The sequence below is a fragment of the Natronospirillum operosum genome (genome assembly GCF_004768465.1).
Taxonomy (GTDB): Bacteria; Pseudomonadota; Gammaproteobacteria; order Pseudomonadales; family Natronospirillaceae; genus Natronospirillum; species Natronospirillum operosum.
In genome coordinates this window covers 1-26,494 of record NZ_SRMF01000015.1, presented here as the reverse complement: position 1 = coordinate 26,494, position 26,494 = coordinate 1, and the positions used below count along the sequence as shown (strand labels likewise).

The window sequence follows — 26,494 nt, the reverse complement described above, 5'->3', positions numbered from 1 at the left end:
TCCCGCATCATGCGATTGCAGAAAATGAGACACCGTTCAAATTTTTGCGACCTTGATGATTTTGCCCTGCAGTCACAAAACCCGCACCGCCGACGCCTCCGAGCGTTGGTCCAGCCGGCCGATGACCGCAAAGGTAGCAGGCAGGGCCGATATGTCCGGCACGGCGGCCAGCAGGCCGCCGGAGGTCTGCGGGTCCAGCAGCAGTTGAGTGAGCGCCGGGTTCACGCCGGCCTCGCTGTGGCAGTGGTTCAGTTGCGGCAGCAGGTGCGGGACCAGGCTTGATTGCCGGCCTGCCGCCAGCAGATCCAGCGCCCCGGGCAGGGCCGGAATCGCCTCGGCCTGCAATTCGGCACTCAGTTCCGAGCCCTCAAGCATTTCCAGCAGGTGGCCCAGCAGGCCGAAGCCGGTGACATCAGTCACGGCGTTGGGCTGCAGTTGCTGCAGGGCCAGCCAGGCCTCTCGATTCGAGTTCAGCATGCTGTCCCAGGCGGCAGTCATCGATCCCGCCGGAGCGTCGCCGGTCATATCGGCGGCCAGTATGACCCCGGTGCCCAGCGGCTTGCTCAGCACCAGCCAGTCACCGGATCTGGCGCCGCTCTTGCGCCAGATCCGGTCCGGCGCCACTTCGCCACTGGCCGTCACCGACAGATGGGTTTCCAGCCCTTCGGTACTGTGCCCGCCGGCCAGCACGCAGTCGTTGGCCACCAGGGCCTCGGCGATACCGCGCATGACCTGGCGGAAATCACCCGCCTGTACGCGCGCATGACCAAACGCCAGATTGATCCAGACCTGCGCCGAGACCGGCGTCGCATTCATGGCATAGAGGTCGCTCAGTGCATGGTGCACCGCGACCTGGCCGAGCCGGTAGAGGTCGTCGGAAAAGGCCCGGAAGCCGTCCACGCTCTGTGCTATCTGCCGGCCCGGTGTCGGGGTCCACAGACTGGCATCTTCGGCCTTGCCCAAGGCCGGCAGCACCGCCTCTTTCTGTACCTGTGGCAAGTCCGCCAATGTGTCCTGCAGCAGTTCAGGGCCCAGCTTGCTGCCACAACCGGCACAGTGCATGGGTGCTGGCGTTTCGCTGGCATCGCTGTTCTGCGCCATACCGGGTCGGAAGTTGTTCAATGCGTCCATGAACCGGCGGTCGATGCGGTCCTTCCAGCGCCAGACCCAGTAACCGGTAAAGCTCAAACCGTTGCGACTGCCGGTGGCACGCCGGTCACCCAGTGACAGCAGGGACAGAAAGCGGCGCTGCAGGCGAATCGGTTCCAGTGGCTGCTGGCGGAACCAGCGCTCGATATTGTGCTGCAGGGTGGGGGCCTGACGCACCGCGTAGACGCCGGCTTTGGGCCGGGGATCGTCCACCATTTCGGCCACGTCGCCGGCGGCAAAGACAGTCGCATGCGAGGTCGACTGCAGGTATTGATTGACGGCGATAAAGCCGTCATTGGCGGTGTCCAGCCCGGCTCTGGCTGGCCAGTCCGGCGCCGACGCGGGCGTGCACAGTACGGTGCGGTGCAGGGCAATGGTATGACCGGTTTCGAGAGTCACGCCGTCGGCCGTCACCGCCGTCACTTGGGCTCCCGCGTGCAGGGTCACGCCTGCGGTTTGCAGGGCCCGTTCGGCTGCGCGCACCACACCAGTGGGGTAGCCGGGCAGAACGCGCTCGCTGCTGAAGATCAGATGCAGGTTCAAGCCGCTGCGGCCGCGCAGCCGGTGCACCATGGCCAGCACCAGTTCCACGCCACCGGCGCCGGCGCCGACAACCCCCCAGTGCAGAGGCTGGGTCGGGGTCTGTTCCAGTTGCGCCAGCAGACGCGACCATGCGTCATGAAAGTGACTGACCGGCTTGACCCCCACGGCATGTTCGCGGGCTCCCGGAATGGACAGGTTCGGCGTCGAGCCGGTATCGAAACTGACCAGATCGTAGCGCAGCTCGGGTCGTCCCCGAATCTGCAGCCGGCGCGCCTGCGGATCGAACCCGGTCAGCCGCCCCTCGACAAAGCGCACCCCACAGCGCTGACAGAGTCGATTGAGATCAATATGGGTCTCGTCGAAGGTGTAGTGCCCGGCTATCAGCCCGGGCAGCATGCCGGAGTACGGCGTCATGGCGCTCTCGGAGATCAGTGTCACCCGCACCCCGGGCAGCGGGCGCATGCCCAGACGCCGTATCAGCAGGGCATGGGTGTGGCCGCCGCCGACCAGCACCAGCTCGCGTTCGGATTCGGGCGGAGTCGCCTTCATGACAGGGGGTCTCCGTCCTGGTCGGCCAGCCAGGCCAGTACTTCATCGTGCGTGCCGGTAAAGACCTGGCGGCGCTGGTAGCGCGTCAACTGGTACTGATACATGGGGTCATAGTAGTCCTGCAGCAGGCTGCGGATGATGCCGTCAAAGCCGCCCCAGTCGCCATGATCACGCAGCGCTGCGACCGCGTCGGGCACCGCCGCCAGCAGCGCCTGATGGCGTGCGCCCCCGAGACGCTTGCGAATGCGGGTCAGGTTGTCGCCGATATGGTCGGCCACGCGCTGCCAGCAGTGCCCGGGCTCGCTGTGCTGATAATGCCGCACAATGGTCATCACATAGTCTTCGCGCAGGCGTTCGACCCTTTGCTGCAGCGAGGCTTCAAGCCTGATCTCCGGGGCCGACTGCAACAGGACCTGCAGCTCGGGCGGCAAATGGATGCGCCCGATCAGGCGGGACTCATCTTCCATCAGTACCGGAGCACTGCTGTCATCCCGACGGCGCAGCCAGTCCAGGGTCATGGCATGTTCCCAGTCGATCTGACTGGGCTGTGGCACAAATTCGCGCCCGAACGCGCTGCCCTTGTGCCGGGCCAGGCCTTCGAGGTCAACGCTCTGCGGCCAGGCATGAACCACCTGCGTCTTGCCGCTGCCGGTGGGCCCGGCCAGGGTACGAATGTTGCCGCGCTCGATCAGCGCCTGCATCTGGTCCAGCAGAAAGCGGCGCAGCGCCTTGTACCCACCCCTGACCAGCGGGTAGTCCAGCCCTTCGGCCTGCAGCCACTCCTGGGTCGTGCGCGAGCGCAAACCGCCGCGGAAACAGTACAGGGCGCCGCCCGGATGGCGTTCGATAAAACCGGCCCAGGCGTCGAGGCGGGCCTGTCGAGTGGCCGGCGTGGCCAGCTCCAGACCCAGCGCGATTGCGGCCTCCTCACCGGCCTCGGCATAGCGCAGCCCGATCTGGTGACGCTGGTCATCGTCCAGCAGCGGCAGGTTCCGGGCCGACGGAAAGGCGCCCCGGGCAAACTCGACCGGTGCGCGTACATCCATCAGAGGTCGGTTCTGCAACAACAGGCTGGCAAAGTCTTGCGGCTGGATAATCATGGTGAACCTTTACGGCAGGCCAGGCGGCATTATGGTGTGCGTGCAGGGTGGATTGCAATTCGCCAGGCCAGTGGTTATCTTTCGCCGCGACCTTGAACAAATCCAACGGCTGCCTGCATGCGACTGAGTCAACGTCAGCACCGAACCACCTTTCCCCTGGCCTGGGTGGCCTGGCTGCTGCTGGTATGGGCGCATATCGTGCACCCGGTGCACAGCGCCCAACTGCTGAACGACCTGCGCAGCGCGCACGATACCGCCGCCGAACATACCGCAGAGGCCGCCCCCGAGCACAGCTCACATACAGCAACGCGCGGTCCCTACGATTGCCCGCATCAGGCCGACCTTAGCCAGACACACCCAGATCATGGCAGTGAGCATCATGATGCCGCGCATACCGACCATGCGCATGAGGCCATGTACTGTCCGCACTGCACCGTCGCCGGCCTGTTCTGGCTGCCCGCCGCGGGCGGCACCGAGCCTCCGGTGCTGCCGCAGTACAACCCGACCCACCACCCTGGCCCGGCACTGGCTCAGGCCAGCCCGACCGAATACCCCCAACAGCCGCGCGCACCGCCGCTCTGATCCATACCTTATTCTGCCCGGCAGGACCGGGTCTTGCCTGCTTTTTGAAGACGATTATTCAATTCAGAGTGTGGTTTCGTAACGAGCCTCCAAAGGTGCTGCTGCCGGTCGGCGCAGGCCTGACTGCAGACCGTCTGCACACACGGATGTGTGCAGTCGAGCTGTCATGGATGACGTTTTTTGCGTGTCTGCAGTCAGGACTGCCCGACAGAGGCAGCCGGCACTGACTCGAACGGAACCATATCGATTGCCAAAGATTTCAGGAACACAGATATGATCAGAACACTTGTTACCGTAGCAGCACTGACCGCCGGGCTGAGCAGTCTGGCCGCCGCCCACGCCGGCCTGCAAACCATCGAAGCACCCGCCGGCAGCCAGTATCGCGCCGTCATCAGCATCCCGCATGGCTGCGCCGGCGCCGCCACCAACGAAGTACGGGTGCGGGTACCGGACGGGATGATCGCCATCAACCCCATGCCCAAGGCCGGCTGGGAGCTCGAAACCGTCATGGAGCCGCTGGACGAACCCTACATGGACCATGGCCGCGAAGTCACCGAACGCATCGGTGAAGTGCGCTGGACCGGCGGTGACCTCGCCGACGCGCACTACGACGAATTCACCTTCATGGCCCGTCTGCCCAACGAGCCCGGCCAGCACCTGCACTTCCCGGTGGTTCAGGCCTGTGGTGACGATGCCCTGCGCTGGATCGACGTCCCCGCCAGCGGCGAAGGCGCTGCGGATACCGACTATCCAGCGCCCGTGCTGTACCTGACCGAACCGGAATCCAGTGGCCACAGCCACGGCCATGATCACGGTCACAGCCATGATCACTGAGCGCCTGCGCTTGCAGGGCCAGCACTTGTTGCTGGCCCTTTGTCTTGCCATGCTGCCCCTGGTCGCTCAGGGACATGCCGTGCTGCTGAGCAATCAACCGGCGGACAACGCCATGCTGCGCAGCAGCCCGGACACGCTCACCCTGCGCTTCAACGAGCCCGTAAGCCCGGTATTCGTGCGTGTGCTGGACCCGAGCGGCGATCAGCCGCTGGGTGAGCTGCCCGCACAGGCACGGGACAACAGCGTCGTGGTGGAGCTGCCGGAAAGCCTGCCGGACGGCGGCTATCTGGTGTCCTGGCGTGTGATCTCGGCCGACTCGCATCCGGTGGGCGGCAGCTACCGGTTTCAGGTTGGAACCGGGTCGGTGGACTGGGCCGCCGCTGAGCAGTGGGCGGCAGCGCGGGAATCGACCCTGTTGCATGTATTGCATGTGGTCAACCGCAGCCTGCTGTTGCTGGCTCTGCTGGTGCTGAGTGGCCATATTCTGTGCCGACTGTTGTTGTGGCCGAGGCTCGGGCCGGCCGAACAGAACCGGGGGCTGGACGGTCCGCGTCTGTGGCTGCCCGGAAGCCTGCTGCTGGTCACCACGCCGCTGCAGATCCTGCTGCAGGGGTTGCGCATGTATGGTCAGGACGTCAGTTGGCGCAGCCTGCCCGAAGCCGCTGGGCTGGGCCTGTCCTCCTCGCTCGGTCAGAGCAGCCTGGTGCTGCTGACTTCGGCCGTGCTGCTGGTGCTGATCCTGACCACGGGTGAGCTGGCGCGTCAGCGCGCCGGTAATGGCCTGGCCTTGCTGGTGGCGCTGGTGGCCCTGGGCTCGTTGCTGATGACCGGGCATATCGCCACTGCCCCGAATGCCGCCTGGCTGGTGCCGGTGCTGGCCCTGCATCTGCTGGTGGCCGCATTCTGGCTGGGGGCCATGGGGCCGTTGCAACGGGCTGCCCGGCAGGCCGATCGGATGGCGTTGTTGCGCCTGCTGCAGCGCTTCTCGGCCATCGCCATTGTGGCCGTGCCCGCACTGCTGGTCGCCGGTCTGGCCATGGCACTCTATCAGGTGGATGAGGCTGCAGCGCTGGTGCAGACCGGCTATGGGCGCAGCCTGCTGCTGAAGGTGGCCGCAGTCGCCCTGGTGCTACTGGTGGCGCTCGACAACCGCTTCCGTCTGAGCCGCCAACTGGCGGCCAGCCGACAGGGCACGCGGCAGCGTCTGCAGCGCAATCTGCGTGTGGAATCCGGGTTGATGGTGGGGGTCATTGTACTGACGGCCACCTTGTCGACCTTCATGCCGGCGCGGGACGGCGCGCATCATCACAGCCATGATCACTATCTGCCCTACGAGAGCATGGGCGACATCATTCAGCGGGAGATTGAAGGGAGACTGCTGACACTGGATTTCCAGATGGCGCATGACAGCGTGGGTGAGAATCAGATCATCCTGGCGTTCTATGATGCCGACGGCAAGCTGGTGCGTCCGCAGGCCGTGGAAGTCCGCTTTGACCTGCCGGAACTGGAGATCGAAGGCCAGTGGCGGGAACTGGAAGCCGTCGGTCAGCTCTACCTGATGACGGTGTCGGACATCATGATTCCCGGGGACTGGACCATCTTGGTCAATGCGCTGGTCACGGATTTTGACCGTGATGCGTTCCAGCTCGAAGAGGAGTTCTACTGATCACGCTGACTATGGATTATCCAGCTCAATGAGAGTGCGCTGGTCGACCTGCAGGTCAGTCATGACCTGCCCGAAGTGCAGGTCGACCAGTCTGCTCAGCGCGCCGTCCGCTGCCATGGCTTGCAGTGCCTGCACAAAGGCATGCTGCAGGTCGGGGTTGTGCGGACTGACATAGAATACCTCGTCCTTGTCGTACCGCAGCAAAAGCTGATCTTCCAGCACCAGCTCCGGGTGTGCGGCCAGTTCCAGCTGGACTTCCTTGATCGACCGTGACAGATAGTCATAGTCAGTGCGGCCGCGCTTCAGTTTGTCAAACATCACCTGCCAGTTTCCCTGCTCTATATGGAAGTCCAGATCATTGGCCGCCCATACCCGACTGTCGATCCAGCCAGGGCCGAACCCTGCGGTCAGACCCAGAGCCCGAAAGTCCTGCAGGCTTTCCACGCCAGCAAACAGGGTCTGGTCCTGCGGTCGTATCATCAGCACACGCTGCCCGATCAGGCCATTGGTGAGCCCGACACCGGTAGTCAGGTAGAGTTCGTCGCGGTCGGCGCTCTCGATCATCCACATCAGGTCGAGCGTTCCGGCTGCCAGCATGCTCTGTGCTCTTGCCTGCGGTATGGGGCCGACCAGTTCCAGTTCGGGATTGCCGGGCATTCGGGCCAGGGCTGCCTGCGCTACATCCATATAGAAATAGCGACCTTCGATCTGTTCTGCCAGCAAGGGCACGCGAACCGTTGTGATCGCGGCCAGGGCAGGTGTTGTGACGAGCCCCAGCAAGTACAGGGACGAGAGCAGGGAGAGCAGGGAGAGCAGGAGTGGGATTTGCCGCATAGTTGTTATGACCTTGGGGGCCGGGAAACCCGGTAGTCTGTACAGGTATAGTCAGGTCATGTTCGAAATCAAGTTTTGTCGGTAGTGGCATCATCCTGCCGGACCCGCCAGAGGCGCCTGGCCGGCGCCAGCCAGAGCAGGGCCGCCGCGACTGCTGTGGCCATCAGCGGCAGTACCACGGGAAAACCGAACCGGTCCGCCAGGGCGCCAAGGACAAAGGCGCCAATGGCCGGCATGCCCATGGTAATGACGGTCCATAGGCTGAGTACACGGCCCCGATACTCGTCGCTGACCGATAACTGGACCATGGCCTGACAGCCGGTGCCCGCTATGGTCATGGTCAGCGCGAGCAGGAGTATCATCGCAGCCACCAGGGGTAGCGACTGCCACAGCAGCAGCGGATAAAGCAGCAGCGATGTGCCCAGCAGCGTGATCAGCACCAGATTGATCAGACGCGCTTCAGACCCGCGCTGCCGCGATATGAACAGGGCCCCCAGAATGGACCCCACACCGGCCAGTGCGGTCAGCATGGCGAGGGTGTTGGCGGTGCCATCCAGCAACTGGCCGGACAGGGCCGGCAGCAATTCGATGATGGCACGGCCGAGCAGCCCGTTCAGGGTGGCCAGCAGCAGGATGACACGAATGGTCGGTGTCGACAGCGCAAAGACCATACCCTGCCCGAGGTCGGTCAGCAGCGAGGCTTCGGTTTTTTCTCCGGTGGCAGCCACATCGGGTATGCGCAACAGGAAGGCAGTGCCACAGAAAAACAGCAGCGCGGACAGCGTGAACACGGCCCCGGTCGAGGTCAGAGTCAGCAGGCCGGCTGCTGCTGCGGGCCCGAGGATGCGGGACAGGTTGAAAATCATGGCCGACAGGCCAATGCCGCTGGGCAGCAGGGCGCGCTCGATCAGATTGGGCAGCATGGACAGCCGCATGGGGTGATGCGCTGCCATGATCATGCCCTTGGCCAGGGCGATCAACAGCAACCAGTAGATATCGAGCCAGCCGGTGAACCAGATCGCGGCGGTCAGGGCGCCCAGAACGCCCAGGCTGAAGGTGGTGGACAGCAGGCCCTGGCGCAGCCGGATGCGGTCTGCCACCACTCCGAAGACCGGCGACAGTACAAAAGTGGGCAGCAGCATGGTGGCGCTGACCAGACCCACCCAGAAGGCGGATTCGGTCAGCGACCAGGCGCTCCAGCCCAGCAGGAAGCGCATGATCCAGAGGCCAAAGGTGGAGAACACACTGGCCAGAAAGTAGCGCCGGAAGGCCGGTACCCGCAATGCCGATCTTCGTGCGGTCGGGGTCTGCAAAATGCGTCAGTCCCGAAAGTTTTCGTACTGCAGGGGCAGGTCCAGTTCCGCTTGTTTGAGCAGGGCTATGGCCTGCTGAAGATCATCGCGCTTCTTGCCGTTGACCCGCACCTTGTCACCCTGAATGGAGGCCTGCACCTTCAGTTTGCTGTCTTTCAGCAGCTTGATGATCTTCTTGGCCATGGGCTGATCAATGCCCTGGCGGAAGGTCAGACGCAGGGTGAACAGTTTGCCGCTGTGCTCGGGTTCGTCGTCCACCTCGGCGCCGGCAGCGCTGACGCCGCGCTTGGCACAGGCATTGCGAAAGACGTCTTCCATCTGGCGCACCTGAAAGTCGGATTCGGTGGTCAGAGAGACGGTCAGTTCTTTCAGTTCGATGGTCTTTTCAACACCGCGAAAATCAAAGCGGGTTTCCAGTTCGCGCCGGGCATTGTCCACCGCATTGCGCAGCTCTACTTCGTTGACTTCTGATACGATATCGAATGAGGGCATGGCTGATTCCCTTGTGGCTGGACGGCAAAGTTTATCACAGTTCGCAGCAAGCCAAGAGCGCCTCAGTCACCGAAAAAGCGGAGGATGCGCTCGGCATGGCGCTCTATGCCCTGAAAGCCATGATCGCCGCCCGGCTCCACAACCTGCGTGGCTTCTGGCAGATGCTGTAGGGCCTGCCGGTAGTCGAGGGTGGCATCGCCCTGCTGCACCAGCAGCAGGGTGCGGGCCTGCAGGTCCGGGGCCGGCGGCACTTCGAGCCGGGACAGTTCCTGCGCATGGCTGGCGGTCCACTCGAAGCGGCTGCCATCATGAAAGTGCGTCACCAGGCCGGTGTGATCACCCAGGGTGTCAGCGGGTCGCACCGAGGGGTTGATCAGCGCCACTTTCAGGTCGTACCTGTGCGCCAGATGCAGGCCATAGTATCCTCCCAGCGACGAACCGATCAGATGCACCGGTTGCTGTCGTCCCACTGCATCAATGATGTCGTACAGGGTGTGGATGGCCAACTGCGGTATCCAGGGCAGGGAGGGCGCCATGAACGGCAACCCGCGCTCTGTCGCCAGGGCGCGGAAATAACGCGCCTTGGAACCGAAACCGCTGCTGGCAAAGCCGTGAATGTAGAGAATCATGACGCCGGGCTCCCGAGGTAAAATGCATGCTTGAAATCTATCAGGTCAGCAAGTCCTTTCCCACTCCGCAGGGGCCGCTGGCCGTACTGCAGTCGATCAGTCTGAACCTGGCTGCCGGCAACACCCTGGCGCTGACCGGCGAGTCCGGCAGCGGCAAGAGCACACTGCTGCATCTGGTTGCAGGCCTGGACAGTGTTGATGCGGGGACGGTACGGGTTGGCGGCGAGACGGTCACCGGCCGTGCGGATGCTGACCGCGCGCGTCTGCGCCGCACCACCATAGGTCTGGTGTTCCAGCAGTTCAATCTGCTGCCCAGTCTGACTGTGGGCGCCAACCTTGCCTTTCAGGCGCGCCTGTGTGGTCGTCATGAACCCGCGCATCTTGCCGACCTGACTCGGCGTCTGGGCCTGGACGGCCTGCTTGACCGCTACCCGGAGCAACTGTCGGGCGGGCAGCAGCAGCGGGTCGCCATTGGCCGAACCCTGGCCGCGCGGCCGCAGCTGATTCTGGCCGATGAGCCCACCGGCAATCTGGATGAAGCGACCGGTGATGCCGTACTGGATCTGTTTCTGGACGAAGTCCGGGCCAGTGGCGCGGCGCTACTGATGGTGACACACAGTGAGCGTCTGGCGGCGCGCCTCGGGCACCAGCACCACCTGTCACAGGGGCGGCTGGAGAGCCGGTCATGAGACCGCTGGTGCAGACGTTGCGCGCACTGCTGGCGCACTGGCGGCGGCATCCGGTGCAGCTAGCAGCCTGGGTGGTGGGACTGATGCTGGCCACTGCCCTCTGGAGTGGTGTGCAGGCCCTGAATACACAGGCACGGGAAAGCTATGATCGTGCTGCCGGGCTGTTTGCAGGGGCCGCCCAGCCCATGCTGGTGGCCCGTGAGGGCGAGACCCTTACCGACGATGTCTTTGCCACACTGCGCCAGGCCGGCTGGCCTGTATCACCGCTGCTGGAAGGCCGAGTCCGGGTGGGCGAGCAGGCGCTGACCCTGGTCGGCATCGACCCGGTAACACTGCCTGCCGAAGCCGCTGCGGCCAGCGCCGTGGACCAGACTGGCTTCGAACTGGCGGCCTTTCTGACCCGCCCCGGCCTGACGCTGGCTGGCCCGGATACACTGCAGCAACTGGGTGTCGAACCGGGTGCTGAACTGCGGCTGGCTTCCGGAGCCCTATTGCCGCCGCTGGCGGTGGCGTCGACCGTGCCCCCGGGTACATTGCTGGTGGATGTGGGGCTGGCGCAGCAGCTTCTGCAGAGGCCGAGCGAACTGTCGCGGTTGCTGGTCGCGGATGACCCCCGCTGGCAGACGCAGGCGCTGCCGGAAGATCTGGCTGAGCGCCTGTACTGGCAGCATGGTCAGTCCGAGGATGATCTGACCCGCCTGACCGACAGCTTTCACCTCAACCTGACGGCACTCGGCCTGCTGGCCTTTGTGGTGGGGCTGTTCATAGTCAATGGTGCAACGGGTCTGGCTTTCGAGCAGCGCAGCAGTCTGCTGCGCACACTGCGCGCCTGCGGGGTCTCCGGGCGGCAGGTGGTGCTGGCATTGCTGTTCGAGGTGCTGTTGCTGGCGCTGGTGGCCGGGCTGCTGGGATTGTTGCTGGGCTATGGCCTGGCGGCGTTGTTGCTGCCTGATGTTGCGGCCAGCCTGCAGGGCCTGTACGGCGCCCGCGTTGCCGGAGCTCTGCAGCTGGAGCCGCGCTGGTGGCTGGCCGGTCTCGGCATGAGTCTGTGCGGTGCCTTGCTGGCTGCTGTCGGCAGTCTCTGGCAGGCGGCCAGGCTGCCGGTACTGGGCCTGGCCCGCCGCGAAGCCTGGCGGGCGCACCAGCAGCGGGGGGTCATGTTGCTGGCGCTGCTGGGAGGCGGTCTGTGGTTGCTGGCGCTGGGTTTGTTCATGGCCGGCAGCGGGCTGGTGGTTGCCTTTGCCGGCCTGGCGGCCCTGCTGCTGGGGGCAGCACTTTGTCTGCCGGGCCTGCTCAGCGTGGCGGTCGGTATCGGTCAGCGTCTGGCCCGCGGGCCGGTGGCCGAGTGGTTCTGGGCGGAAGCCCGCCAGCAGGTGTCGGCCCTGTCACTGGCCTTGATGGCGCTGTTGCTGGCGCTGGCAGCCAACATCGGGGTGGGCAGCATGGTCGACAGCTTTCGCCTGACCTTTACCGGTTGGCTGGACCAGCGCCTGGCAGCCGAGGTGTACATGAATGCCGAAGATGCCGAACAGGCCGAGCAGATGGTCGAATGGCTGGTCGGGCAGCCGGAGATCGAGGCCATTCTGCCCACCGGGCACCTGATCAGTCGCTATGCTGATGAACCGCTGGAACTGAACGGCATCCGGGTGCATGACACCTACCGCGACCACTGGCCGGTGCAGCAGCAACTGGCGGACGGCTGGGACCGGGTGGGCACCGGGCAGGCAGCCATGATCAGCGAACAGATGGCGCGCCGTTTTGACCTGGCGCCCGGTGACAGCCTGACGCTTGGCCTGGCCGCTACCCCCTGGCTGCTGCAGGTGGCTGGTATCTATGCCGACTATGGCAACCCGCGCGCGCAGATGGTGGTCGATCTGGACGCCCTGATGGCGCGCGCGGAAGGGCCCCTGCGGCAGGGTTTCAGCCTGCGGCTGCACCCGGATGCGGCACCGCAGCTGGTTGAGCGCGCGCGGCGTGACCTCGGGCTCGAGGGTACCGCCGTGATCGACCAGGCCTCGGTGCGCAACTTCTCCGAGCAGGTATTCGAACGCACCTTTGTCGCCACCGGTGCGCTGAACACCCTGACTCTGGGCGTGGCCGGAGTGGCCCTGCTGACCAGCCTGCTGACGCTGACCCAGTCGCGGCTGCCGCAACTGGCGCCGCTGTGGGCGCAGGGCCTGTCGCGTCGGCACCTGGCCTGGCTGGAATGGTTGCGCACCCTCTGTCTGGCCGGCTTTACCATCCTGCTGGCGGTGCCTCTTGGCCTGTTGCTGGCCTGGTGTCTGGTGGCCATCATCAATGTTGAAGCCTTCGGCTGGCGCCTGCCGCTGTACCTGTTCCCGGAGCAGTGGCTGCGCCTGATCGGACTGGCGGCGCTGACCACGGTGCTGGCCACCGCCTGGCCGCTGTGGCGGCTGGGTCGGCAGTCACCGGCGACCTGGAGCAAGGTGTTTGCGCATGAACAATAGAATCTGGCTGAGTGTCTGCCTGTTGCTGCTGGCGGCCTGCTCTGACGGGCCGGACCGAACGTCGGCGCCGGCACAACAGGGTTTCGCCGGGCTGGGGCTGGCGGCCGACGCCTTTGCCACGGTGGAACGCGGTGGTGAACTGGCCTTCCCGCAGGACCATGCAGCGCATCCCGAGTTTCGTATCGAATGGTGGTATGTAACGGCCAATCTGGAAGACCGCGAGGGGCGCCAGTACGGCATGCAGTGGACCCTGTTCCGCCAGGCTCTGACGCCCGACGGCGGGCTGGGGCACTGGCAGGACGGGCAGGTGTGGATGGCCCATGTGGGCCTGACTGCAGCCGCTGAGCACTGGCATGCCGAACGCTTCGGCCGCAGCGGTGGCGGCCAGGCCGGGGTGACCACAGAGCCAGACTACCGGGTCTGGCTGGATGACTGGTCACTGCAGAGCGTTACGGCGCCCGGCAGCCCGGAGCGCGGCGATCCGCTGGAACATATCCGTGTGCAGGCCGGCACCGATAATCTTGCGTTTGATCTGGTGCTGCAGACGGACCAGCCGCTGGTGCTCCACGGCGAGGACGGTTTCAGTCTGAAGTCGGAGCGTGGTCAGGCCTCCTGGTACTACAGCCAGCCGTTCTATCAGGTCAACGGCACTCTGGTGCTGGGTGATGGCGCCGAACGGAACGTGCATGGCACTGGCTGGCTGGACCGGGAGTGGAGCAGCCAGCCCCTGGCACCCGAGCAGACCGGCTGGGACTGGTTCTCGCTGCAGTTGCCTGACAACGAACGTCTGATGCTGTTCCGCCTGCGCGAGCAGGACAACCCCGACAGCTACTTTGCCGGCACCCATATTCGCAGTGATGGCAGCACCCGGCCGCTGGCGCCGCAGGAGATCCGCATGCAGCCGCTGGAAACCACCCGGGTGGCCGGACGTCAGGTGCCCACGGTCTGGCATCTCGAAGTGCCGGTGATCAACCTGGATATTGAGGCCCGGCCGCTGAACCCCAACGCCTGGATGGACACCAGCATCCCCTATTGGGAGGGGCCGATAGAATTTTCCGGTTCACACTCGGGGCATGGTTATCTGGAAATGACCGGGTACTGAGCTGAGGCCGCAGTTGTGGCACCGCGCAATGGCAGGTGGCTTATCCCGCCTTGATTTCCTGCGCCGTCAGGCCGTGCTTTTTCAGCAGTTTGTAGAGATCGGTGCGGTTACGACCGCAGAGCTCGGCGGCCTGGGTAACGTTGCCTTCGGTCATCTTCAAGGCCCGCACCAGATAACGCCGCTCGAACTCGTCCCGGGCCTCGCTGAGTGTGGGCCAGTGCCCGGTATTCTCTGACAGCGCCTGTCGCATCAGTGAGGCGCTGATTACCGGGCTGGGTGAGAGGGCGACACACTGTTCGATGACATTGACCAGTTGGCGGACATTGCCCGGCCAGTCGGCAGTGGTGAGCAGTTGCAGGGCGTCGTCGGACAAGCCGCGTACATTGAGCCCGTGTTGCTGGGCACTTTGACGCAACAGATGACGGGCCAGTAACGGAATGTCCTCGGCCCGTTCCCTCAGTCCGGGCAGATTGAACTCTACTACATTGAGCCGATAGTACAGATCTTCACGAAACTGACCGGCTTCCATGGCGGCTTTCAGATCCCTGTGGGTGGCCGAGACGATGCGCACATCCACCGGGATGGTCTCGCTGCTGCCCACAGGGCGGATCTGGCGCTCCTGGAGTACCCGCAACAGTTTGACCTGCAAGGACAGGGGCATATCGCCAATCTCATCCAGAAACAGGGTGCCGCCGTCGGCGGCCCGGAACAGGCCGTCCTGGGCTTTAACCGCGCCGGTAAAGGCCCCCTTGGCATGACCAAACAGCTCGGACTCGAGCAGGTTTTCAGGCAGAGCGCCGCAGTTGATGGCAATAAAGGGTTCGTCGCTGCGGGGGCTGGCCCGGTGTATGGCCTGAGCCAGCAGTTCCTTGCCCGTTCCGCTGGCGCCGGTGATCAATACACTGACCCGACTTCTGGCTACCTGATGGGCCTGCTCCAGCAAAGACTCCATGACCGGACTGCGGGTGATGATGTCCCGCCGCCAGGCCGCATTTCCCGAGCTCACATGGTGACTCAGGGCCCGATCCAGCAGGGTGCGCAGTTCTTCATGATCCAGGGGTTTGGTGATAAAACCCGTGACGCCACGCTGGGTGGCATCAACCGCATCGGGAATGGAGCCATGGGCCGTCATGATGATCACCGGCAGGCCGGGGCGGCGATGGTTGATCTGTTCAAACAGGGCCATGCCATCGGTGTCGGGCATACGCAGATCGGTGATGACCAGAGAAATAACTTTTGTGTTGAGCAGGGACAGGGCGCGTTCGGCATTGTCTGCAGTGAGCACCTGATAACCTTCGTCTTCCAGGCGCATGGACAGCAACCGCAGCAGGCTGGGATCGTCATCTACCAGCAGCAGACTGGCCGGAATGTGATCATTCGTCGTCATCATTCAGCCTCAGTTCCAGTGGTTGTGGCAACGTCCGGTCATTGTCCCGGTCACCGCCCAGATTGGATTCGATGTCGGTCAGAGCTTCCACCTGCGCCTGCTTTTCTGCCAGTTGTTCCCGGGTGGCAGCGAGCGCCTGTTGCAGTGTCTCAATGATTCTCTGTTGGGCGTTATGGGCATCTCCCCTGACCATCAGCGCCCGGTGCTGCTCGGCCAGGCGGTGTTCCTGCTCCAGCAGGGCGCCATTGTATCGGGACAGCTGGTGCAGATGCAGATACAGATCGTGGGGTGCCCTGGGTAACAGCGCCTGCAAGGCGTCCTGACTCAGTGATCTCAGCGTCGTCGGGCTGTCGGGCTGGCTGTGCAGCAGGGCCATGACCATCAGGCCGTAGTCGCCGTCCAGAGGCTCAGTGAGCAGCAGGGCGCGACGCTCGTCAGGTGACAGGGCCTGCAATTGGTATTGTGCGGTCAGCCAGTTCATGGGGTCACAGAGTGAACCGGTGATCAGGGTGGCGACCTCCGAACGGGGATCACAATCCAGACCGCCATATGGGGACACTGGGCCCAGGGTGGGCGGTGCCTGGGTGATGAGCTGTGGTTGGCTGCAGGCGGCCATGAGTGCCGCCATGACCAGAAGCGAAAATATTCTCATGCGCTGGATCCTTCGGTGAGCAATGAGTGTTCGTCTGGGGTGGCGCTGGGCGCCAGTGTGTCCAGCGGTGGCAAAATCACCTGCACACAGGTGTCGAATGAGGGGGTGTCGACAATACTCACTGTGCCACCCAGCAAGCGCGCGCAGTCGGCCACCACAGAGAGCCCCAGGCCGGACCCGGAGAGGGCGTCGTGCCGCCGGGCCTGACCGCGCTGAAACGGTTCAAACACCGACGTTCGCAACGTCTCGGGTATGGCCGGGCCGGTGTTGGCGACTTCAAGGACCATGGCGCTGTGCTGCGGATACAGCCGGATTGAAACCTGTCCCCGGGTGTCGCCATAGGCCTGCGCATTGTTGATCAGGTTGTCCAGCATGCGTTGAAACAGGGTGGCGTCGGTGATCAGTTGATCACACTCACAATCGACGGTGACGGTCTGCTGGCGTTGCTGCAGGGACAGTTGATGTTGCTTCAGGGTGTGTTCAATCAATTGATTCGGGTCAACGTCAGAGGGCATGGGGGCACTCTGTTGCAGCAGTTGGTTGTAGTCCAGAAGCTGCTCGGTGAGCTGTGACAGGCGGTCGGTACTGGCGTTGAGCAGGCTCACCACCTCAGCCTGGCGCGGCGTCAAAGCGCCGGCCACTTCGTCTGACAGCAGAGAGCAACCCTCCTTGATGCTGGCCAGAGGTGTTTTCAGTTCATGGGATGCATGGCGCAGCAGGGCCAGTCGCAAGGCCTCCAGCTGTTGCAGGCGACCCGACAGCCAGCTCAGGCGCCGGCCCAGATCATTGAGTTCACGCGGGCCACGAATATTGGCTTTCAAGGGCTGCGTATTCTGTTGGCCGATGGCACGGATCATCCGGTCCAGGCGCTGAATAGGGGCACTGATGCGTCGGCTGGCCCAGGCCACAAAAACCAGGGTCAGCAAAACCAGGCCAATGGTCTGCCAGACCAGCGATTGCTGTTGATGAGCCACAAAGTCCTGATGCCGAATCAGCCGCTCATCCAGATGCTGCCAGGCTTGCTCGGTAATCTGGGTATGCTGGATCCGCAGCGACTCCAGTTCCACGTCCAGATTGTCTGACGGGTCCATTTGAGCGGTCAGAGTGTCCAACTGAACATTCTGCTCGTGACAGAGATCGGTTAACAGGTTGGCACAGGTGGGATTCAGGTCTTCCCGATAAAGGCGTATCTGTTCCAGCGCATTGTTCCGTGACGGCTCGCTGTCAATGACCATATGCTGGCGTACAGCTCGCTCGATACCCACAATGAGGTTGTCCAGATTTTCCATTTGCCGGGCTTGATCAACAGCCAGTTGAGATTCCTGCAGGGCCCGATCACTGACGGTGTTGAATGCGCGGTGACCTTGCCACAGCAGCACTACCAGAGGGATGAGGGCCAGGACAAAGCTGGAGAGTACCCATTGGCGCAGAGACGCCGGTTTTAGCAGGGCGAACATGTCGACCAGGTTCCTTTAAGTGCTGTGACGAGTTCGGAGCCCGGACGAGTACAGCGACGGCCCCCAAAAGGGGTGATGGGGGAGCCGTCGCTGTGCCAGAGCAGCACCCGGTAGCCGGATACCGCTCTGAATCAGATCAGAACATGTCTTCGTCAGGTTCGAACGCCTCGAACTCTTCCGGAGTCAGTTCACCGCTCCCGTCGGAATCCAGATCGTCAAACTGATCATAGACGTCCGGATGAGCCTGAGCTTCTTCCAGGGTAATGACGCCGTCGCCATTGACATCCAGCTGTTCAAACAGCTCATCGTTTGCCATCACGGCAGATGAAGCAAAAGCTACCACAAGTGAGGCGGCTGCTGCTGAGGTAAAGATGGACTTTTTCATAATGATTACTCCTCGTTCAGAGTGATGGTGATCGGGGGGGCCTTCAGGGCACCCCGGTTGTGTACTCACTCTGTCTATATCAAGGGTCGTGCCAGTTCTGAAAAACCCTTTTATATCAATGAGTTAAATGGTCATGGACTGAATATGGGAGGGTTTTCACGACGCGGACTGTCGCCATATGGAGACAGTCTGCAGGGCTTTTAGTAAAAAGTATTTAAAATCAACAGCTTGGACTGTATCCGATTGGCAACAGCGGGTCTTGAAAGCTCAGCGACGCCACGGCCGCAAGGCTCCGCTATCAGGATGATAGAGACAAACAATCTGGACATTTGTGACATCTCTTCGCAGACTGATGGAAAAACAGACAGGGAAATCGGCATCATGAGTTCTCAACAGACTCTCGATTCGCGCCGGCCACGCTGCCGTGATCTGGACACCCTGACCGAAATCCTTGCCTTGGCCGACATCGGTACCGATGGCAAGCGACCATGGGATATCACCATCCATAATCCCCAGTTGGCGCAACGTGTGCTGGGTTATGGCAGCCTGGGTGTGGGAGAAACCTATATGGCGGGTGACTGGGATGCCGAACAGCTGGACGAGACCATCTACCGGATTCTGCAGCACCGGCTGTCCTATCGTATCAACCCCTACCGCCTGGCGTTTCATGCCCTGAAGGCCCGCCTGCTGAACCGGCAGACCCGGCATCGGGCCTGGGAAGTGGGCCGCGCGCATTATGATCTGGGCAATGATTTCTATGCCGCCATGCTGGATGATTCCATGGCCTATACCTGCGGCTACTGGGCCGAGGCTGACACCCTCCATGCAGCCCAGATTGCCAAGATGGATCTGATCTGTCGCAAGCTGAACCTGCAGCCGGGTCAGCGCGTGCTGGATATCGGCTGTGGCTGGGGCAGTTTCATGCGTTATGCGGCGGAGCACTATGGCGTCGAGTGTGTCGGCCTGACCATATCCAGAGAGCAGGTTGCGCTGGGTGAAGAGCGCTGTCGGGGGCTGCCGGTCGAGTTCCGGTTGATGGACTACCGGGATATACAGGAGCAGTTCGATCACATCGTCAGTGTCGGCATGTTCGAACATGTCGGTCGCATGAATCACCGAACCTTCATGCAGGTCGTCCGGCGTTGTCTCAAGCCCGGTGGCCTGTGCCTGCTGCATACCATCGGCAAGTTGAAAACCAGCTCGCCGCCGGACCCCTGGCTGGACCGCTATATCTTTCCCAACGGCGACCTGCCGTCACTGGCGCAGATTGCCCAGGCCGCCGAAGGCCTGCTGGTAATCGAGGATGTGCATAATTTCGGTGCTGACTATGACCGCACCCTGATGGCCTGGCATGCCAATTTCGAGGCCAATTGGCACCGCTTCGAGGCTGATCTGGGTGAGACCTTCTATCGCATGTGGCGCTATTATCTGTTGTCCTGCGCCGGCGCATTTCGGGCCCGCGTGACGCAGCTGTGGCAGGTGGTGTTCAGCGCTGACGGAGCGCGCGGCGGTTATCGACGAGTATCCTGAGCGAGCGCGTCAGAGGGGGCCAGCCTGGCTCGCAGTTCCCACAGAATCTGGCCGCTGGCATGGTATTTCCGCTCAAAGGCCGACAGCCCCTCCGGAGTGCTGACCCGGGTCCGGGTGCAGTCGATGCCATAGAGGCCCAGCGCCAGTGCCAGCTCTTCCACATAGAGCGCCCAGTTGCTGCGGCAGACCAGTTGTCCGCCCAGGCCGACTATGGCCGGAAACACCGGATGCGCATGCCAGCGCTGCTTGAACTGCTGCTTTTTCGGGTAGGGGTTGGGGTAAAGCAGGTACTGTGCTCTGGGCCGCCAGCGCGCCGCTGCAGCCAGGCGCCAGAAATCGACCAGATCGGCGCGCACGAAGCGGGCATTCTCGGGTGTGGTCTTCTGTCGCCGCAGGCGCTGTTCCGAACGATCGACACCGACCACCAGGGTGTCGGGAAAGCGGCGCGCCAACTCACAGGTGCTGACGCCCGTGCCGCAACCTGCATCCAGAATCCAGTCGTTCTCATGCCCGGTCAGCCAGCGGCCAACCTGAGCAAAGGCCTCCTGATTGAAGGGCGCAATGGGCTTGCGAAACCGGTCATCCTGACGAAAGCGCGTCACGGTCGACAGCAGGTGGTCGTGCGGCCCCTGCTGATTGCTGTCGACAGCGCGCGAGTTGCCGGCACTCATTGCGCTGCCGGGGTATTCTCTTCCGTGCGGTCGGGATCGGCTGACCGGCGTTCTTCCGCATCTACATCAACAGGCAGCTCGTCGCGGGCATTGCCCAGCATGATGGCTATCCAGCGGGTGGACCTGTTTTCCTCCAGGGCGATCTTGACAATCATGGTCAGGGGTATGGACAGGAACATGCCCACGGGGCCGAACAGCCAGCCCCAGGTACTCAGAGAGAGGAAAACCACCAGGGGTGACAGCCCCAGCCCGCTGCCCATCAGCCTGGGCTCGATCAGGGCACCGAATATGATATTGACGGCCACATAGCCCATGGCCACGACAAAGGCATCGACAAAACCCAGTTGCAACACGGCCAGCAGGACAGCGGGAATAGCGGCCAGCAGCGAGCCGACATTGGGAATGAAGTTCATCAGAAAGGCGATCAGGCCCCAGAGGATGGCAAAATCGACCCCGAGGAACCAGAGCCAGGTCGCGATCACGATGCCGGTGACCAGGCTGATGCTGGTCTTGATGACCAGGTACTTGTTGACCTGGCGGATAAAGCCGGAGGTGTTGGCCAGTGAACGGTCGGCATTGGGCAACGCCTTGCGCAGCTTCTGCGGCAGGCCTGCTTGCTCCAGCAGAATGAAGAGCACGATAAAGACCACCAGGAAGATACCGGTGAGCACATTGCCCAGCCCGGACAGCGCCCGGCCCAGAATGTCCATGGCCTGACCCGGATTGAACTGGTCCACCAGCGCTTCCCATTCAACCGGCACTCCGAACTGTTCCAGCCGCGGCAGAATATCCAGCAGATAGGACTCCAGTCGTTCCTGATAATCGGGCAATCGGTCCATCAGGGTGTCGATAGAACTGATCACTATGATGGTGAGTATGCTGCCGATCAGTACGATAACGGCCAGGATGATCAGCACCGCCAGAATGGGCGGCACCTTGTGTTGTGTCAGCCAGCGCAGGGGTGGAATACTGATGATGCTGATAAAGAGTGCGAGCATCATCGGGATGACGATGGCTTCCGCCGACTTCAGCGCCGCAATGATGACGATGACGCTGGCCATGCCGACCAGCCAGCGCAGTCCGGTGTTCTCGTGCAGTGTCGATGCAGACATGATGTGGCGATATCCCTGGCCAGTAGTGGGCGCATTATCAACCGAGGACCCGGTGACTGCAACCAATCCGGTCGGGACGGCCCCGGCTTTGCGCTGGCGGTTGCCGACGGGTAATCTTGTGCGGCCACGGAGGCTCAGAGGAGAAGAGATGGCCTATCAGTATCGGCTGGACCTGCGGGTCCGCGACTACGAGTGTGATCTGCAGGGTATCGTGAACAATGCGGTCTATCAGCAGTATCTGGAGCATGCCCGCCACGAGTTTCTGCTCAGCTGCGGCCTGGATTTTGCCGAGCTGACCCGGCGCGGGATTCATCTGGTGGTGGTGCGGGCCGAGCTGGATTACAAGGCGTCGCTGCGTCCCGGAGACGACTTCTTTGTCGGTATCAACACGGCGCAGAACGGGCGCCTGCGCTTTGACTTTCAGCAGGATATTGTCCGCGCCGACGGTCAGTTGATGGTGCGGGCCAGAATTACCGCAGCGGGACTGAATGAACGCGGCCGGCCCTTTCCGCCGGCGGATCTGCTGGGGGGGCTGCTGCCGGCCTGAAGCAGCGGTCTCGCTGCCGGTGTCAGTTATCGTTCATCGATTCCATGCGCTGGCGCAGGTCGGCAATCTGTGACTGCAGATTGGACAGGCGCTGAATGGTATCCGTGCGGGCGATGTCGATAGCCTCCACGCGCTCGATCAGGTCTCCGAACTCGTCGCTGATGCCGCCTTCTTCAAGCAGATTGAGTCGGCTGCGCAACTGACTGACCGAGTCGCTGAGTGATGCCCGGGCGTCGGCTTCCTGCTGCAGTTGTGTAGTGACTGCGTCCAGATCCTCATCCAGTCGATTCAGTTCCTGACTGATGGCCGTGGTCTGTTCCATTGCGCCTTCAACACGAATACTGACGATATCCAGGCGCGCCGTGATTTCGTCTTCCCGGCCCTGCAGCTCGGCAACACTGGTATACAGCCCGGTCAGTTGCTCCAGCGCATCCTGCAGGTTGCTGCTCAGGGCCTGACGGCTGGCAATTTCATCTTCCAGGTCATCGAAGACCTCTGCCAGTTGCGATTCCTGGCGATTCAGGCGCTCGCCCAAAGCGGCCACCTGCTCCGGCAGGTCGGTCAGCTCGGCCAGCGCCGACTGGTTCTCCCTGATCCATTCCCGGTTGCGACCATCCGCCACATCCCAGAGACGGCGGATTTCAGCAGAAATGTTGTTGAAATTGGATTGAATGGCGCTTTCGTTCAGTGTCAGGCTTTCATCGGTGGCGGAGAGCTGGTTTTCCAGCTCGCTGATCCGGTCCGACGCTTCGGCCCGAGCCACTTCGGCGGCCTGCAATTGCGCACGGGCCTGCCAGTACTCGTAGCCCAGGTAGCCCGTACCGCCTGCCAGCAGTAAAAACAGCGTATAGAGTGGCCACAGTGAGGGCCCGCCCTGGTGACCGGGCCCCTGAGCGCCGGGGGGTGGCGGCTGCCCGCCGCTGTTGCCACCATTGCCGCCACTGCGGCGACGGGCAATTTCATCCCGATCGGGGACCATGCGAGGCAGGTCGCTCAGGTCGTTGGGTTTGTTTCGGGTCATGGCGGTACCGTTGCAAGAAAACCTGATCGGCCATTATACGTTCAGTTGGGCAGGTAACAACCATCGGATTGGGCACAAAAAAGGCGCCCTTACGGCGCCTTTGCGAGAGCATGGCAGAGCCTTACTTGGCAAAGTTCTCTGCAGCGAACTCCCAGTTGACCAGTTTCCAGAACGCTTCCAGATACTTCGGACGGGCGTTGCGGTAGTCAATGTAGTAGGCGTGTTCCCACAGATCGACGGTCATCAGCGGTGTCATGCCGGACTCGGTCAGCGGCGTGCCGGCATTGCTGGTGTTGACGATGTCCAGAGAACCGTCGGCCAGTTTGACCAGCCAGGTCCAGGAAGACCCGAAATTGTTGACAGCCTTGTTGTCGAACTCTTCGCGGAACTTCTCGAAGGAGCCCCACTTGGCATTGATGGCGTCAGCCAGGGCGCCGGTCGGAGTGCCACCGCCATTCGGGCTCAGGCAGTGCCAGTAGAAGGTGTGGTTCCAGATCTGGGCGGCATTGTTGAATACCGGCCCGGAAGATGTCTTGATGATGTCTTCCAGTGACTTGCCTTCAAATTCGGTGCCCGGAACCAGACCATTCAGCTTGGTCACATAGGTGCTGTGGTGCTTGCCGTAGTGGTATTCCAGAGTCTCAGAGGAGATGTGGGGTTCCAGAGCGTCTTTCGCGTACGGAAGCTCGGGTAACTCAAATGCCATGTCGAAATCCCTCGATTGTCGTGATGAATGGAGCATCAGGTGATCACTGACGCGTCGCCCTAATACGTGGGGTCGATTATAGCGAAACCCAAGGGGCTTACCAAATTACTTGAGTTGATTACTGGGTTTTTGCAATCGTCAGACGGCGCGGCTGACCATGATGTCGAGCTTGCCGATAATGCGCAGCAATGGCTCCGGACGGTCCAGGTGCGTCAGTTGCTGTTCGGCGTAAGGCAGCACCTCGCAGCGCTCCGGCAGGGGTGCGCTGTGGTCCAGAATGGCTTCCAGGCGCCCGATGAAGACGTGCTGCAGCCATTGCTCAAGCCGCAGCTGATCCACAGCGAAGGGCTCCGTGCTGTCCAGGGCCTCGACCGGTGGCGGCTCGTCGGACCACAGACCCTGATCGTGCAGCTCGGTTTTGAGGTCCTCCAGCAGCGTCCGGATGTAGTTGCGCTCCGGGGTCATGCCGACGGGCCTATTCCTGTGCCAGCTGATAGAAAACGCTGGAGCGATTGCCGGTACGGCAGTAGGCAAATATCTTGCTTTCACCCTGCAGCAGTTCGCGCAGCCTGGCCACGTCGGCCGGATCAGCATTGGGTCCGGTCATGGGGCAGAATTCAAAGGTCAGTCCGGCTTCTTCGCAGGCAGCGCGAATGCTGTCGGCGCTGGGCTGTCCGTCGACCTCTCCATCGGGCCGATTGCAGATGACGATACTGAAACCATCACTCTTGATGGTGGTGACATCCTGCGGCTCGATCTGCGGGGCCACTGCATAGCGGGGACTCAAGGCCTGATATTTCATGGCGGACTCCTGTGACAGTCGTCATTGCGGGAGAAGAAATGTGCAGTCCATATTAGCCAATGCGAATGTCGAACGCTATTCAAAGACGACAGTCTTGTTGCCATGGACCAGCACCCGGTCTTCCAGATGCCAGCGCAGGCCCCGTGCCAGTACGGCCCGTTCGACATCCTTGCCGCGCCGGATCATCTCGGAGACATCATCGCGGTGACTGACTCGGGTCACATCCTGATCGATAATGGGACCGGCATCCAGGTCGTCGGTCACATAATGGCAGGTTGCGCCGATCAGCTTGACCCCACGCTCGAACGCCTGATGGTAGGGGCGCGCACCTATAAAGGAAGGCAGAAAACTGTGGTGGATATTGATGATGCGTTGCGGCCAGCGGGCACAGAAGCTGGCCGGCAGGATCTGCATGTAGCGGGCCAGCACCAGGGTATCAGCCCCGGCCGCCTCGACCAGTTCGGCAACGCGGTCAAAGTGGACCGCCTTGTTGGCGGGGTCCACCGGTACATGATGAAAGGGGATGCCATGCCACTCGACCAGCCCGCGCAGGTGATCGTGGTTGGCGATCACACAGGGAATGTCGCAGTCCAGATCACCACCGTGCCAGCGGTTCAACAGATCGGCCAGACAATGATTGTCCTTTGATGCCAGCAGAACCACCTTGCGTCTGGTCTGGGAATCATGCACATCCCAGGTCATCTGCAGGTCATCGGCAATGGGCGCAAAGGCCTGGCGGAAGGTCTCGATGTTGAAGGGCAGGGAATCTGCTCTTATTTCGTTGCGCAGGAAAAACCAGCCTTCCTGCAGGTCCGCATGTTGATTGGCCTCGGTAATGGTGCCATTGTACTGGGCGAGAAAATTGCTGACGCGGGCGACAATGCCGACCCGATCGGGGCAGGCCAGAGTGAGGCGGAAAACATGTTCCATGAAGTTGAAATCCTGCTGGGTAAACGGTCGGTGTGATGCTATTCAACCAGCGGCGTATGATATATCATGCGTCCCCGTTTTATAAGGGATGACCCGTGATCGGGCGCCCCATGGTGACAGTAGGAAGATAACCATGCTGACTGAAGAAGAGCTGCTTGCGGCACCTGAAGAAGAGTACATGAATGAAGAACAGGTCGAGTTCTTCCGTCATCTGCTCACTGAAATGGCCGAAGACATTCGCCAGCAAATCGACACTTCCCGCAAGGAACTGCAGAACATGCAGTATGAAGCGGATGAGCTGGACAAGGCGGCGCTGGAGGAAGAGCGACGTTTGCAACTCCGCTTTCTGGATCGGCAGAGCAAACTGCTGCCCAAGATTGGCGAAGCCATCAAACGCCTGGACTCGGGTGAATTCGGTTATTGTGCCGTGACCGGCGAACCGATTGGCATCCGTCGTCTGCTGGCCCGTCCGACCGCGACGCTCTGCGCGGAAGAAAAGATGCGCCAGGAGCGCAAGGAACAGAATTACCGGGACGACTGATTCGTCCCAGGTTGCATGGGCGGCTGATGGCAGCCGCCTGGTTTCCGCTGGCAGCAGAAAACGGCAAATCTCTGCCTCTTCCGCCGCCGCCCTGTTTCACCCATGATCGCCTTACCCCCCGTGTCCACTGTCTGTACCTGCCTTTTGCAGGTTGGCAGGGAAATTGCTCCGTGATGTCTGGAACGCAAACTTTCATGCCAGTCACCGCAAAGGAGTCGAGCCGTGCAGGTTGGGGCCAGTCATTACGCACAGAACCAGAATCTGGGCAATCACCTGCAGTCTCTGCAGCAGGCAGAGTCTGCGCAGGCGCTGCCGGACAAGCCGGTTGCCGAGGGTGATTGGCTGGATGACGCTGTGTTCTGGAGTGACCGGCTGTATGACCTGCATGCGCTGGCGCAGGATGTACAGATTGAAGACGTGGGGTTTGCCGAGCTGAGCGACCTGCGTCAGGCCCTGTATGAACGGGGCTGGATTTCACCCTCTCAGGCCATGGCACTGACTGAAGTGGCCCAGAAGCTGTCAGACCGGCTGCGTTACGATGCCGGCCAGGTCATCAGCACCGCACTGGAAGAACAGCCCGGCGGTCAACTGCAGCGCCTGCTGCAGCCTGTGCTGACGACGGTGGAAAATGTACGTGCGGTACAGGGCCAGATGGCTATGTATCAGGCCGCAGGAACCTAGGTCAGCACCCGCTCCACTTCCTTGATCAATTGCTGATCCGAAACCGTCGGCCCTGAACAATAGAGAAGCCCGCATGAATGCTGCGTTTCCAGCTGTTTTTCGGTAAAATGGCTACAACGTTT

Annotated in this window: 27 protein-coding genes; 10 read left to right on the top strand and 17 right to left on the bottom strand. The window is 62.1% G+C overall.

What is annotated here, in order from left to right; genetic code table 11:
• Window positions 1–72 precede the first annotated feature (72 nt).
• Together selD and mnmH are read right to left on the bottom strand one after the other, a co-directional pair.
• A complete protein-coding gene (gene selD / locus E4656_RS19130) occupies window positions 73–2,241 on the bottom strand; it encodes a selenide, water dikinase SelD (RefSeq protein ID WP_135484934.1) in 2,169 nt (722 codons plus the stop codon).
• Window positions 2,238–3,341 carry a tRNA 2-selenouridine(34) synthase MnmH gene (mnmH, locus tag E4656_RS19125; RefSeq protein WP_135484933.1) on the bottom strand — a complete coding sequence of 368 codons (1,104 nt, stop codon included), beginning with the start codon at window positions 3,339–3,341 and terminating at the stop codon, window positions 2,238–2,240. The genes selD and mnmH overlap by 4 nt, the downstream gene beginning before the upstream one ends.
• Window positions 3,342–3,458: 117 nt before the next feature.
• On the opposite strand from mnmH, the gene E4656_RS19120 reads away from it, so the two are divergent.
• From E4656_RS19120 to E4656_RS19110, 3 genes are all read left to right on the top strand, one after another.
• The gene (locus E4656_RS19120; protein WP_135484932.1) at window positions 3,459–3,923 is read left to right on the top strand and encodes a hypothetical protein; all 465 of its coding nucleotides are present in this window, start codon (window positions 3,459–3,461) and stop codon (window positions 3,921–3,923) included.
• 273 nt (window positions 3,924–4,196) lie between these two features.
• Window positions 4,197–4,757: a YcnI family copper-binding membrane protein gene (locus E4656_RS19115; protein ID WP_135484931.1), complete on the top strand. Its 561-nt coding sequence runs from the start codon at window positions 4,197–4,199 to the stop codon at window positions 4,755–4,757.
• Window positions 4,729–6,423, top strand: coding sequence for a copper resistance CopC/CopD family protein (locus E4656_RS19110; RefSeq protein ID WP_135484930.1), 1,695 nt, complete (start codon window positions 4,729–4,731; stop codon window positions 6,421–6,423). The genes E4656_RS19115 and E4656_RS19110 overlap by 29 nt, the downstream gene beginning before the upstream one ends.
• Window positions 6,424–6,432: 9 nt before the next feature.
• Here E4656_RS19110 and E4656_RS19105 read toward each other — a convergent pair whose 3' ends face one another.
• The 4 genes from E4656_RS19105 to E4656_RS19090 all read right to left on the bottom strand — a co-directional run bounded on the left by E4656_RS19105 (window position 6,433) and on the right by E4656_RS19090 (window position 9,691).
• Entirely contained in the window at window positions 6,433–7,257 is an 825-nt protein-coding gene (locus E4656_RS19105; protein WP_135484929.1) for a substrate-binding periplasmic protein, read from the bottom strand.
• A 68-nt stretch (window positions 7,258–7,325) separates the two neighbouring features.
• The gene (locus E4656_RS19100) at window positions 7,326–8,570 is read right to left on the bottom strand and encodes an MFS transporter (RefSeq protein WP_167856151.1); all 1,245 of its coding nucleotides are present in this window, start codon (window positions 8,568–8,570) and stop codon (window positions 7,326–7,328) included.
• A gap of 6 nt (window positions 8,571–8,576) precedes the next feature.
• A complete protein-coding gene (locus E4656_RS19095) occupies window positions 8,577–9,062 on the bottom strand; it encodes a YajQ family cyclic di-GMP-binding protein (RefSeq protein WP_135484927.1) in 486 nt (161 codons plus the stop codon).
• Window positions 9,063–9,124: 62 nt separating this feature from the next.
• A complete protein-coding gene (locus tag E4656_RS19090) occupies window positions 9,125–9,691 on the bottom strand; it encodes a YqiA/YcfP family alpha/beta fold hydrolase (RefSeq protein ID WP_135484926.1) in 567 nt (188 codons plus the stop codon).
• Window positions 9,692–9,717: 26 nt separating this feature from the next.
• Here E4656_RS19090 and E4656_RS19085 point away from each other — a divergent pair, with 26 nt between their 5' ends.
• From E4656_RS19085 to E4656_RS19075, 3 genes are read left to right on the top strand one after another with little or no spacing between them, the layout of a single operon-like run.
• On the top strand, window positions 9,718–10,380 hold the full coding sequence (locus tag E4656_RS19085; protein WP_135484925.1) for an ABC transporter ATP-binding protein: 663 nt from the start codon (window positions 9,718–9,720) through the stop codon (window positions 10,378–10,380).
• Window positions 10,377–12,848, top strand: a complete 2,472-nt coding sequence (locus tag E4656_RS19080) for an ABC transporter permease (RefSeq protein WP_135484924.1) — start codon at window positions 10,377–10,379, stop codon at window positions 12,846–12,848. Before E4656_RS19085 ends, E4656_RS19080 begins: the two co-directional genes overlap by 4 nt.
• Window positions 12,838–13,950, top strand: a complete 1,113-nt coding sequence (locus E4656_RS19075) for a lipocalin-like domain-containing protein (protein WP_135484923.1) — start codon at window positions 12,838–12,840, stop codon at window positions 13,948–13,950. Before E4656_RS19080 ends, E4656_RS19075 begins: the two co-directional genes overlap by 11 nt.
• Window positions 13,951–13,990: 40 nt before the next feature.
• Here the strand turns inward: E4656_RS19075 and E4656_RS19070 are convergent, their stop codons facing one another.
• The 4 genes from E4656_RS19070 to E4656_RS19055 form a co-directional block, all read right to left on the bottom strand.
• Entirely contained in the window at window positions 13,991–15,337 is a 1,347-nt protein-coding gene (locus E4656_RS19070) for a sigma 54-interacting transcriptional regulator (protein ID WP_205849284.1), read from the bottom strand.
• Complete coding sequence (locus tag E4656_RS19065; RefSeq protein WP_135484921.1) at window positions 15,324–15,989, bottom strand: hypothetical protein; 666 nt, start codon at window positions 15,987–15,989, stop codon at window positions 15,324–15,326. The genes E4656_RS19070 and E4656_RS19065 overlap by 14 nt, the downstream gene beginning before the upstream one ends.
• Window positions 15,986–17,446 (bottom strand): sensor histidine kinase, encoded by a 1,461-nt coding sequence (locus tag E4656_RS19060; protein WP_135484920.1) that lies wholly within the window; start codon window positions 17,444–17,446, stop codon window positions 15,986–15,988. Before E4656_RS19060 ends, E4656_RS19065 begins: the two co-directional genes overlap by 4 nt.
• Window positions 17,447–17,582: 136 nt before the next feature.
• On the bottom strand, window positions 17,583–17,831 hold the full coding sequence (locus E4656_RS19055; RefSeq protein ID WP_135484919.1) for an EF-hand domain-containing protein: 249 nt from the start codon (window positions 17,829–17,831) through the stop codon (window positions 17,583–17,585).
• A gap of 381 nt (window positions 17,832–18,212) precedes the next feature.
• Between E4656_RS19055 and cfa the strand changes: the two genes are divergently transcribed.
• Window positions 18,213–19,361 carry a cyclopropane fatty acyl phospholipid synthase gene (gene cfa / locus E4656_RS19050; RefSeq protein WP_135484918.1) on the top strand — a complete coding sequence of 383 codons (1,149 nt, stop codon included), beginning with the start codon at window positions 18,213–18,215 and terminating at the stop codon, window positions 19,359–19,361.
• Here cfa and E4656_RS19045 read toward each other — a convergent pair.
• The gene (locus E4656_RS19045; protein ID WP_135484917.1) at window positions 19,343–20,032 is read right to left on the bottom strand and encodes a methyltransferase domain-containing protein; all 690 of its coding nucleotides are present in this window, start codon (window positions 20,030–20,032) and stop codon (window positions 19,343–19,345) included. The genes cfa and E4656_RS19045 overlap by 19 nt on opposite strands.
• The gene (locus E4656_RS19040) at window positions 20,029–21,144 is read right to left on the bottom strand and encodes an AI-2E family transporter (RefSeq protein ID WP_135484916.1); all 1,116 of its coding nucleotides are present in this window, start codon (window positions 21,142–21,144) and stop codon (window positions 20,029–20,031) included. The genes E4656_RS19045 and E4656_RS19040 overlap by 4 nt, the downstream gene beginning before the upstream one ends.
• Before the next feature lie 148 nt (window positions 21,145–21,292).
• Here E4656_RS19040 and E4656_RS19035 point away from each other — a divergent pair, with 148 nt between their 5' ends.
• Window positions 21,293–21,691 carry an acyl-CoA thioesterase gene (locus E4656_RS19035; RefSeq protein ID WP_135484915.1) on the top strand — a complete coding sequence of 133 codons (399 nt, stop codon included), beginning with the start codon at window positions 21,293–21,295 and terminating at the stop codon, window positions 21,689–21,691.
• A 22-nt stretch (window positions 21,692–21,713) separates the two neighbouring features.
• On the opposite strand, the gene E4656_RS19030 is transcribed toward E4656_RS19035, so the two are convergent.
• From E4656_RS19030 to purU, 5 genes are all read right to left on the bottom strand, one after another.
• Window positions 21,714–22,712, bottom strand: a complete 999-nt coding sequence (locus E4656_RS19030; RefSeq protein WP_135484914.1) for a coiled-coil domain-containing protein — start codon at window positions 22,710–22,712, stop codon at window positions 21,714–21,716.
• Window positions 22,713–22,833: 121 nt separating this feature from the next.
• Window positions 22,834–23,418, bottom strand: a complete 585-nt coding sequence (locus E4656_RS19025) for a Fe-Mn family superoxide dismutase (protein WP_135484913.1) — start codon at window positions 23,416–23,418, stop codon at window positions 22,834–22,836.
• Window positions 23,419–23,556: 138 nt separating this feature from the next.
• Window positions 23,557–23,883: a YqcC family protein gene (locus tag E4656_RS19020; protein ID WP_167856150.1), complete on the bottom strand. Its 327-nt coding sequence runs from the start codon at window positions 23,881–23,883 to the stop codon at window positions 23,557–23,559.
• A gap of 10 nt (window positions 23,884–23,893) precedes the next feature.
• On the bottom strand, window positions 23,894–24,220 hold the full coding sequence (locus E4656_RS19015) for a protein tyrosine phosphatase family protein (protein WP_135484911.1): 327 nt from the start codon (window positions 24,218–24,220) through the stop codon (window positions 23,894–23,896).
• A gap of 75 nt (window positions 24,221–24,295) precedes the next feature.
• A complete protein-coding gene (gene purU, locus E4656_RS19010; protein ID WP_135484910.1) occupies window positions 24,296–25,150 on the bottom strand; it encodes a formyltetrahydrofolate deformylase in 855 nt (284 codons plus the stop codon).
• A 133-nt stretch (window positions 25,151–25,283) separates the two neighbouring features.
• Here purU and dksA point away from each other — a divergent pair, with 133 nt between their 5' ends.
• Window positions 25,284–25,691, top strand: a complete 408-nt coding sequence (gene dksA, locus E4656_RS19005) for an RNA polymerase-binding protein DksA (protein WP_135484909.1) — start codon at window positions 25,284–25,286, stop codon at window positions 25,689–25,691.
• Between the two features lie 222 nt (window positions 25,692–25,913).
• Window positions 25,914–26,372, top strand: a complete 459-nt coding sequence (locus E4656_RS19000) for a hypothetical protein (protein ID WP_135484908.1) — start codon at window positions 25,914–25,916, stop codon at window positions 26,370–26,372.
• The last annotated feature ends 122 nt before the right edge of the window (window positions 26,373–26,494 follow it).

What these genes read in the sequence shown, in the direction of transcription:
- purU (WP_135484910.1), bottom strand. Translation starts at nt 25,150, where the DNA reads ATGGAACATGTTTTCCGCCTCACTCTGGCCTGCCCCGATCGGGTCGGC.
- E4656_RS19110 (WP_135484930.1), top strand. Translation starts at nt 4,729, where the DNA reads ATGATCACGGTCACAGCCATGATCACTGAGCGCCTGCGCTTGCAGGGC.
- E4656_RS19065 (WP_135484921.1), bottom strand. Translation starts at nt 15,989, where the DNA reads ATGAGAATATTTTCGCTTCTGGTCATGGCGGCACTCATGGCCGCCTGC.
- E4656_RS19090 (WP_135484926.1), bottom strand. Translation starts at nt 9,691, where the DNA reads ATGATTCTCTACATTCACGGCTTTGCCAGCAGCGGTTTCGGTTCCAAG.
- E4656_RS19080 (WP_135484924.1), top strand. Translation starts at nt 10,377, where the DNA reads ATGAGACCGCTGGTGCAGACGTTGCGCGCACTGCTGGCGCACTGGCGG.
- dksA (WP_135484909.1), top strand. Translation starts at nt 25,284, where the DNA reads ATGCTGACTGAAGAAGAGCTGCTTGCGGCACCTGAAGAAGAGTACATG.
- E4656_RS19060 (WP_135484920.1), bottom strand. Translation starts at nt 17,446, where the DNA reads ATGTTCGCCCTGCTAAAACCGGCGTCTCTGCGCCAATGGGTACTCTCC.
- selD (WP_135484934.1), bottom strand. Translation starts at nt 2,241, where the DNA reads ATGAAGGCGACTCCGCCCGAATCCGAACGCGAGCTGGTGCTGGTCGGC.
- E4656_RS19015 (WP_135484911.1), bottom strand. Translation starts at nt 24,220, where the DNA reads ATGAAATATCAGGCCTTGAGTCCCCGCTATGCAGTGGCCCCGCAGATC.
- E4656_RS19030 (WP_135484914.1), bottom strand. Translation starts at nt 22,712, where the DNA reads ATGACCCGAAACAAACCCAACGACCTGAGCGACCTGCCTCGCATGGTC.
- E4656_RS19120 (WP_135484932.1), top strand. Translation starts at nt 3,459, where the DNA reads ATGCGACTGAGTCAACGTCAGCACCGAACCACCTTTCCCCTGGCCTGG.
- E4656_RS19070 (WP_205849284.1), bottom strand. Translation starts at nt 15,337, where the DNA reads ATGACGACGAATGATCACATTCCGGCCAGTCTGCTGCTGGTAGATGAC.
- E4656_RS19115 (WP_135484931.1), top strand. Translation starts at nt 4,197, where the DNA reads ATGATCAGAACACTTGTTACCGTAGCAGCACTGACCGCCGGGCTGAGC.
- cfa (WP_135484918.1), top strand. Translation starts at nt 18,213, where the DNA reads ATGAGTTCTCAACAGACTCTCGATTCGCGCCGGCCACGCTGCCGTGAT.
- E4656_RS19085 (WP_135484925.1), top strand. Translation starts at nt 9,718, where the DNA reads ATGCTTGAAATCTATCAGGTCAGCAAGTCCTTTCCCACTCCGCAGGGG.
- E4656_RS19095 (WP_135484927.1), bottom strand. Translation starts at nt 9,062, where the DNA reads ATGCCCTCATTCGATATCGTATCAGAAGTCAACGAAGTAGAGCTGCGC.
- E4656_RS19055 (WP_135484919.1), bottom strand. Translation starts at nt 17,831, where the DNA reads ATGAAAAAGTCCATCTTTACCTCAGCAGCAGCCGCCTCACTTGTGGTA.
- E4656_RS19105 (WP_135484929.1), bottom strand. Translation starts at nt 7,257, where the DNA reads ATGCGGCAAATCCCACTCCTGCTCTCCCTGCTCTCCCTGCTCTCGTCC.
- E4656_RS19040 (WP_135484916.1), bottom strand. Translation starts at nt 21,144, where the DNA reads ATGTCTGCATCGACACTGCACGAGAACACCGGACTGCGCTGGCTGGTC.
- E4656_RS19020 (WP_167856150.1), bottom strand. Translation starts at nt 23,883, where the DNA reads ATGACCCCGGAGCGCAACTACATCCGGACGCTGCTGGAGGACCTCAAA.
- E4656_RS19075 (WP_135484923.1), top strand. Translation starts at nt 12,838, where the DNA reads ATGAACAATAGAATCTGGCTGAGTGTCTGCCTGTTGCTGCTGGCGGCC.
- E4656_RS19045 (WP_135484917.1), bottom strand. Translation starts at nt 20,032, where the DNA reads ATGAGTGCCGGCAACTCGCGCGCTGTCGACAGCAATCAGCAGGGGCCG.
- mnmH (WP_135484933.1), bottom strand. Translation starts at nt 3,341, where the DNA reads ATGATTATCCAGCCGCAAGACTTTGCCAGCCTGTTGTTGCAGAACCGA.
- E4656_RS19025 (WP_135484913.1), bottom strand. Translation starts at nt 23,418, where the DNA reads ATGGCATTTGAGTTACCCGAGCTTCCGTACGCGAAAGACGCTCTGGAA.
- E4656_RS19035 (WP_135484915.1), top strand. Translation starts at nt 21,293, where the DNA reads ATGGCCTATCAGTATCGGCTGGACCTGCGGGTCCGCGACTACGAGTGT.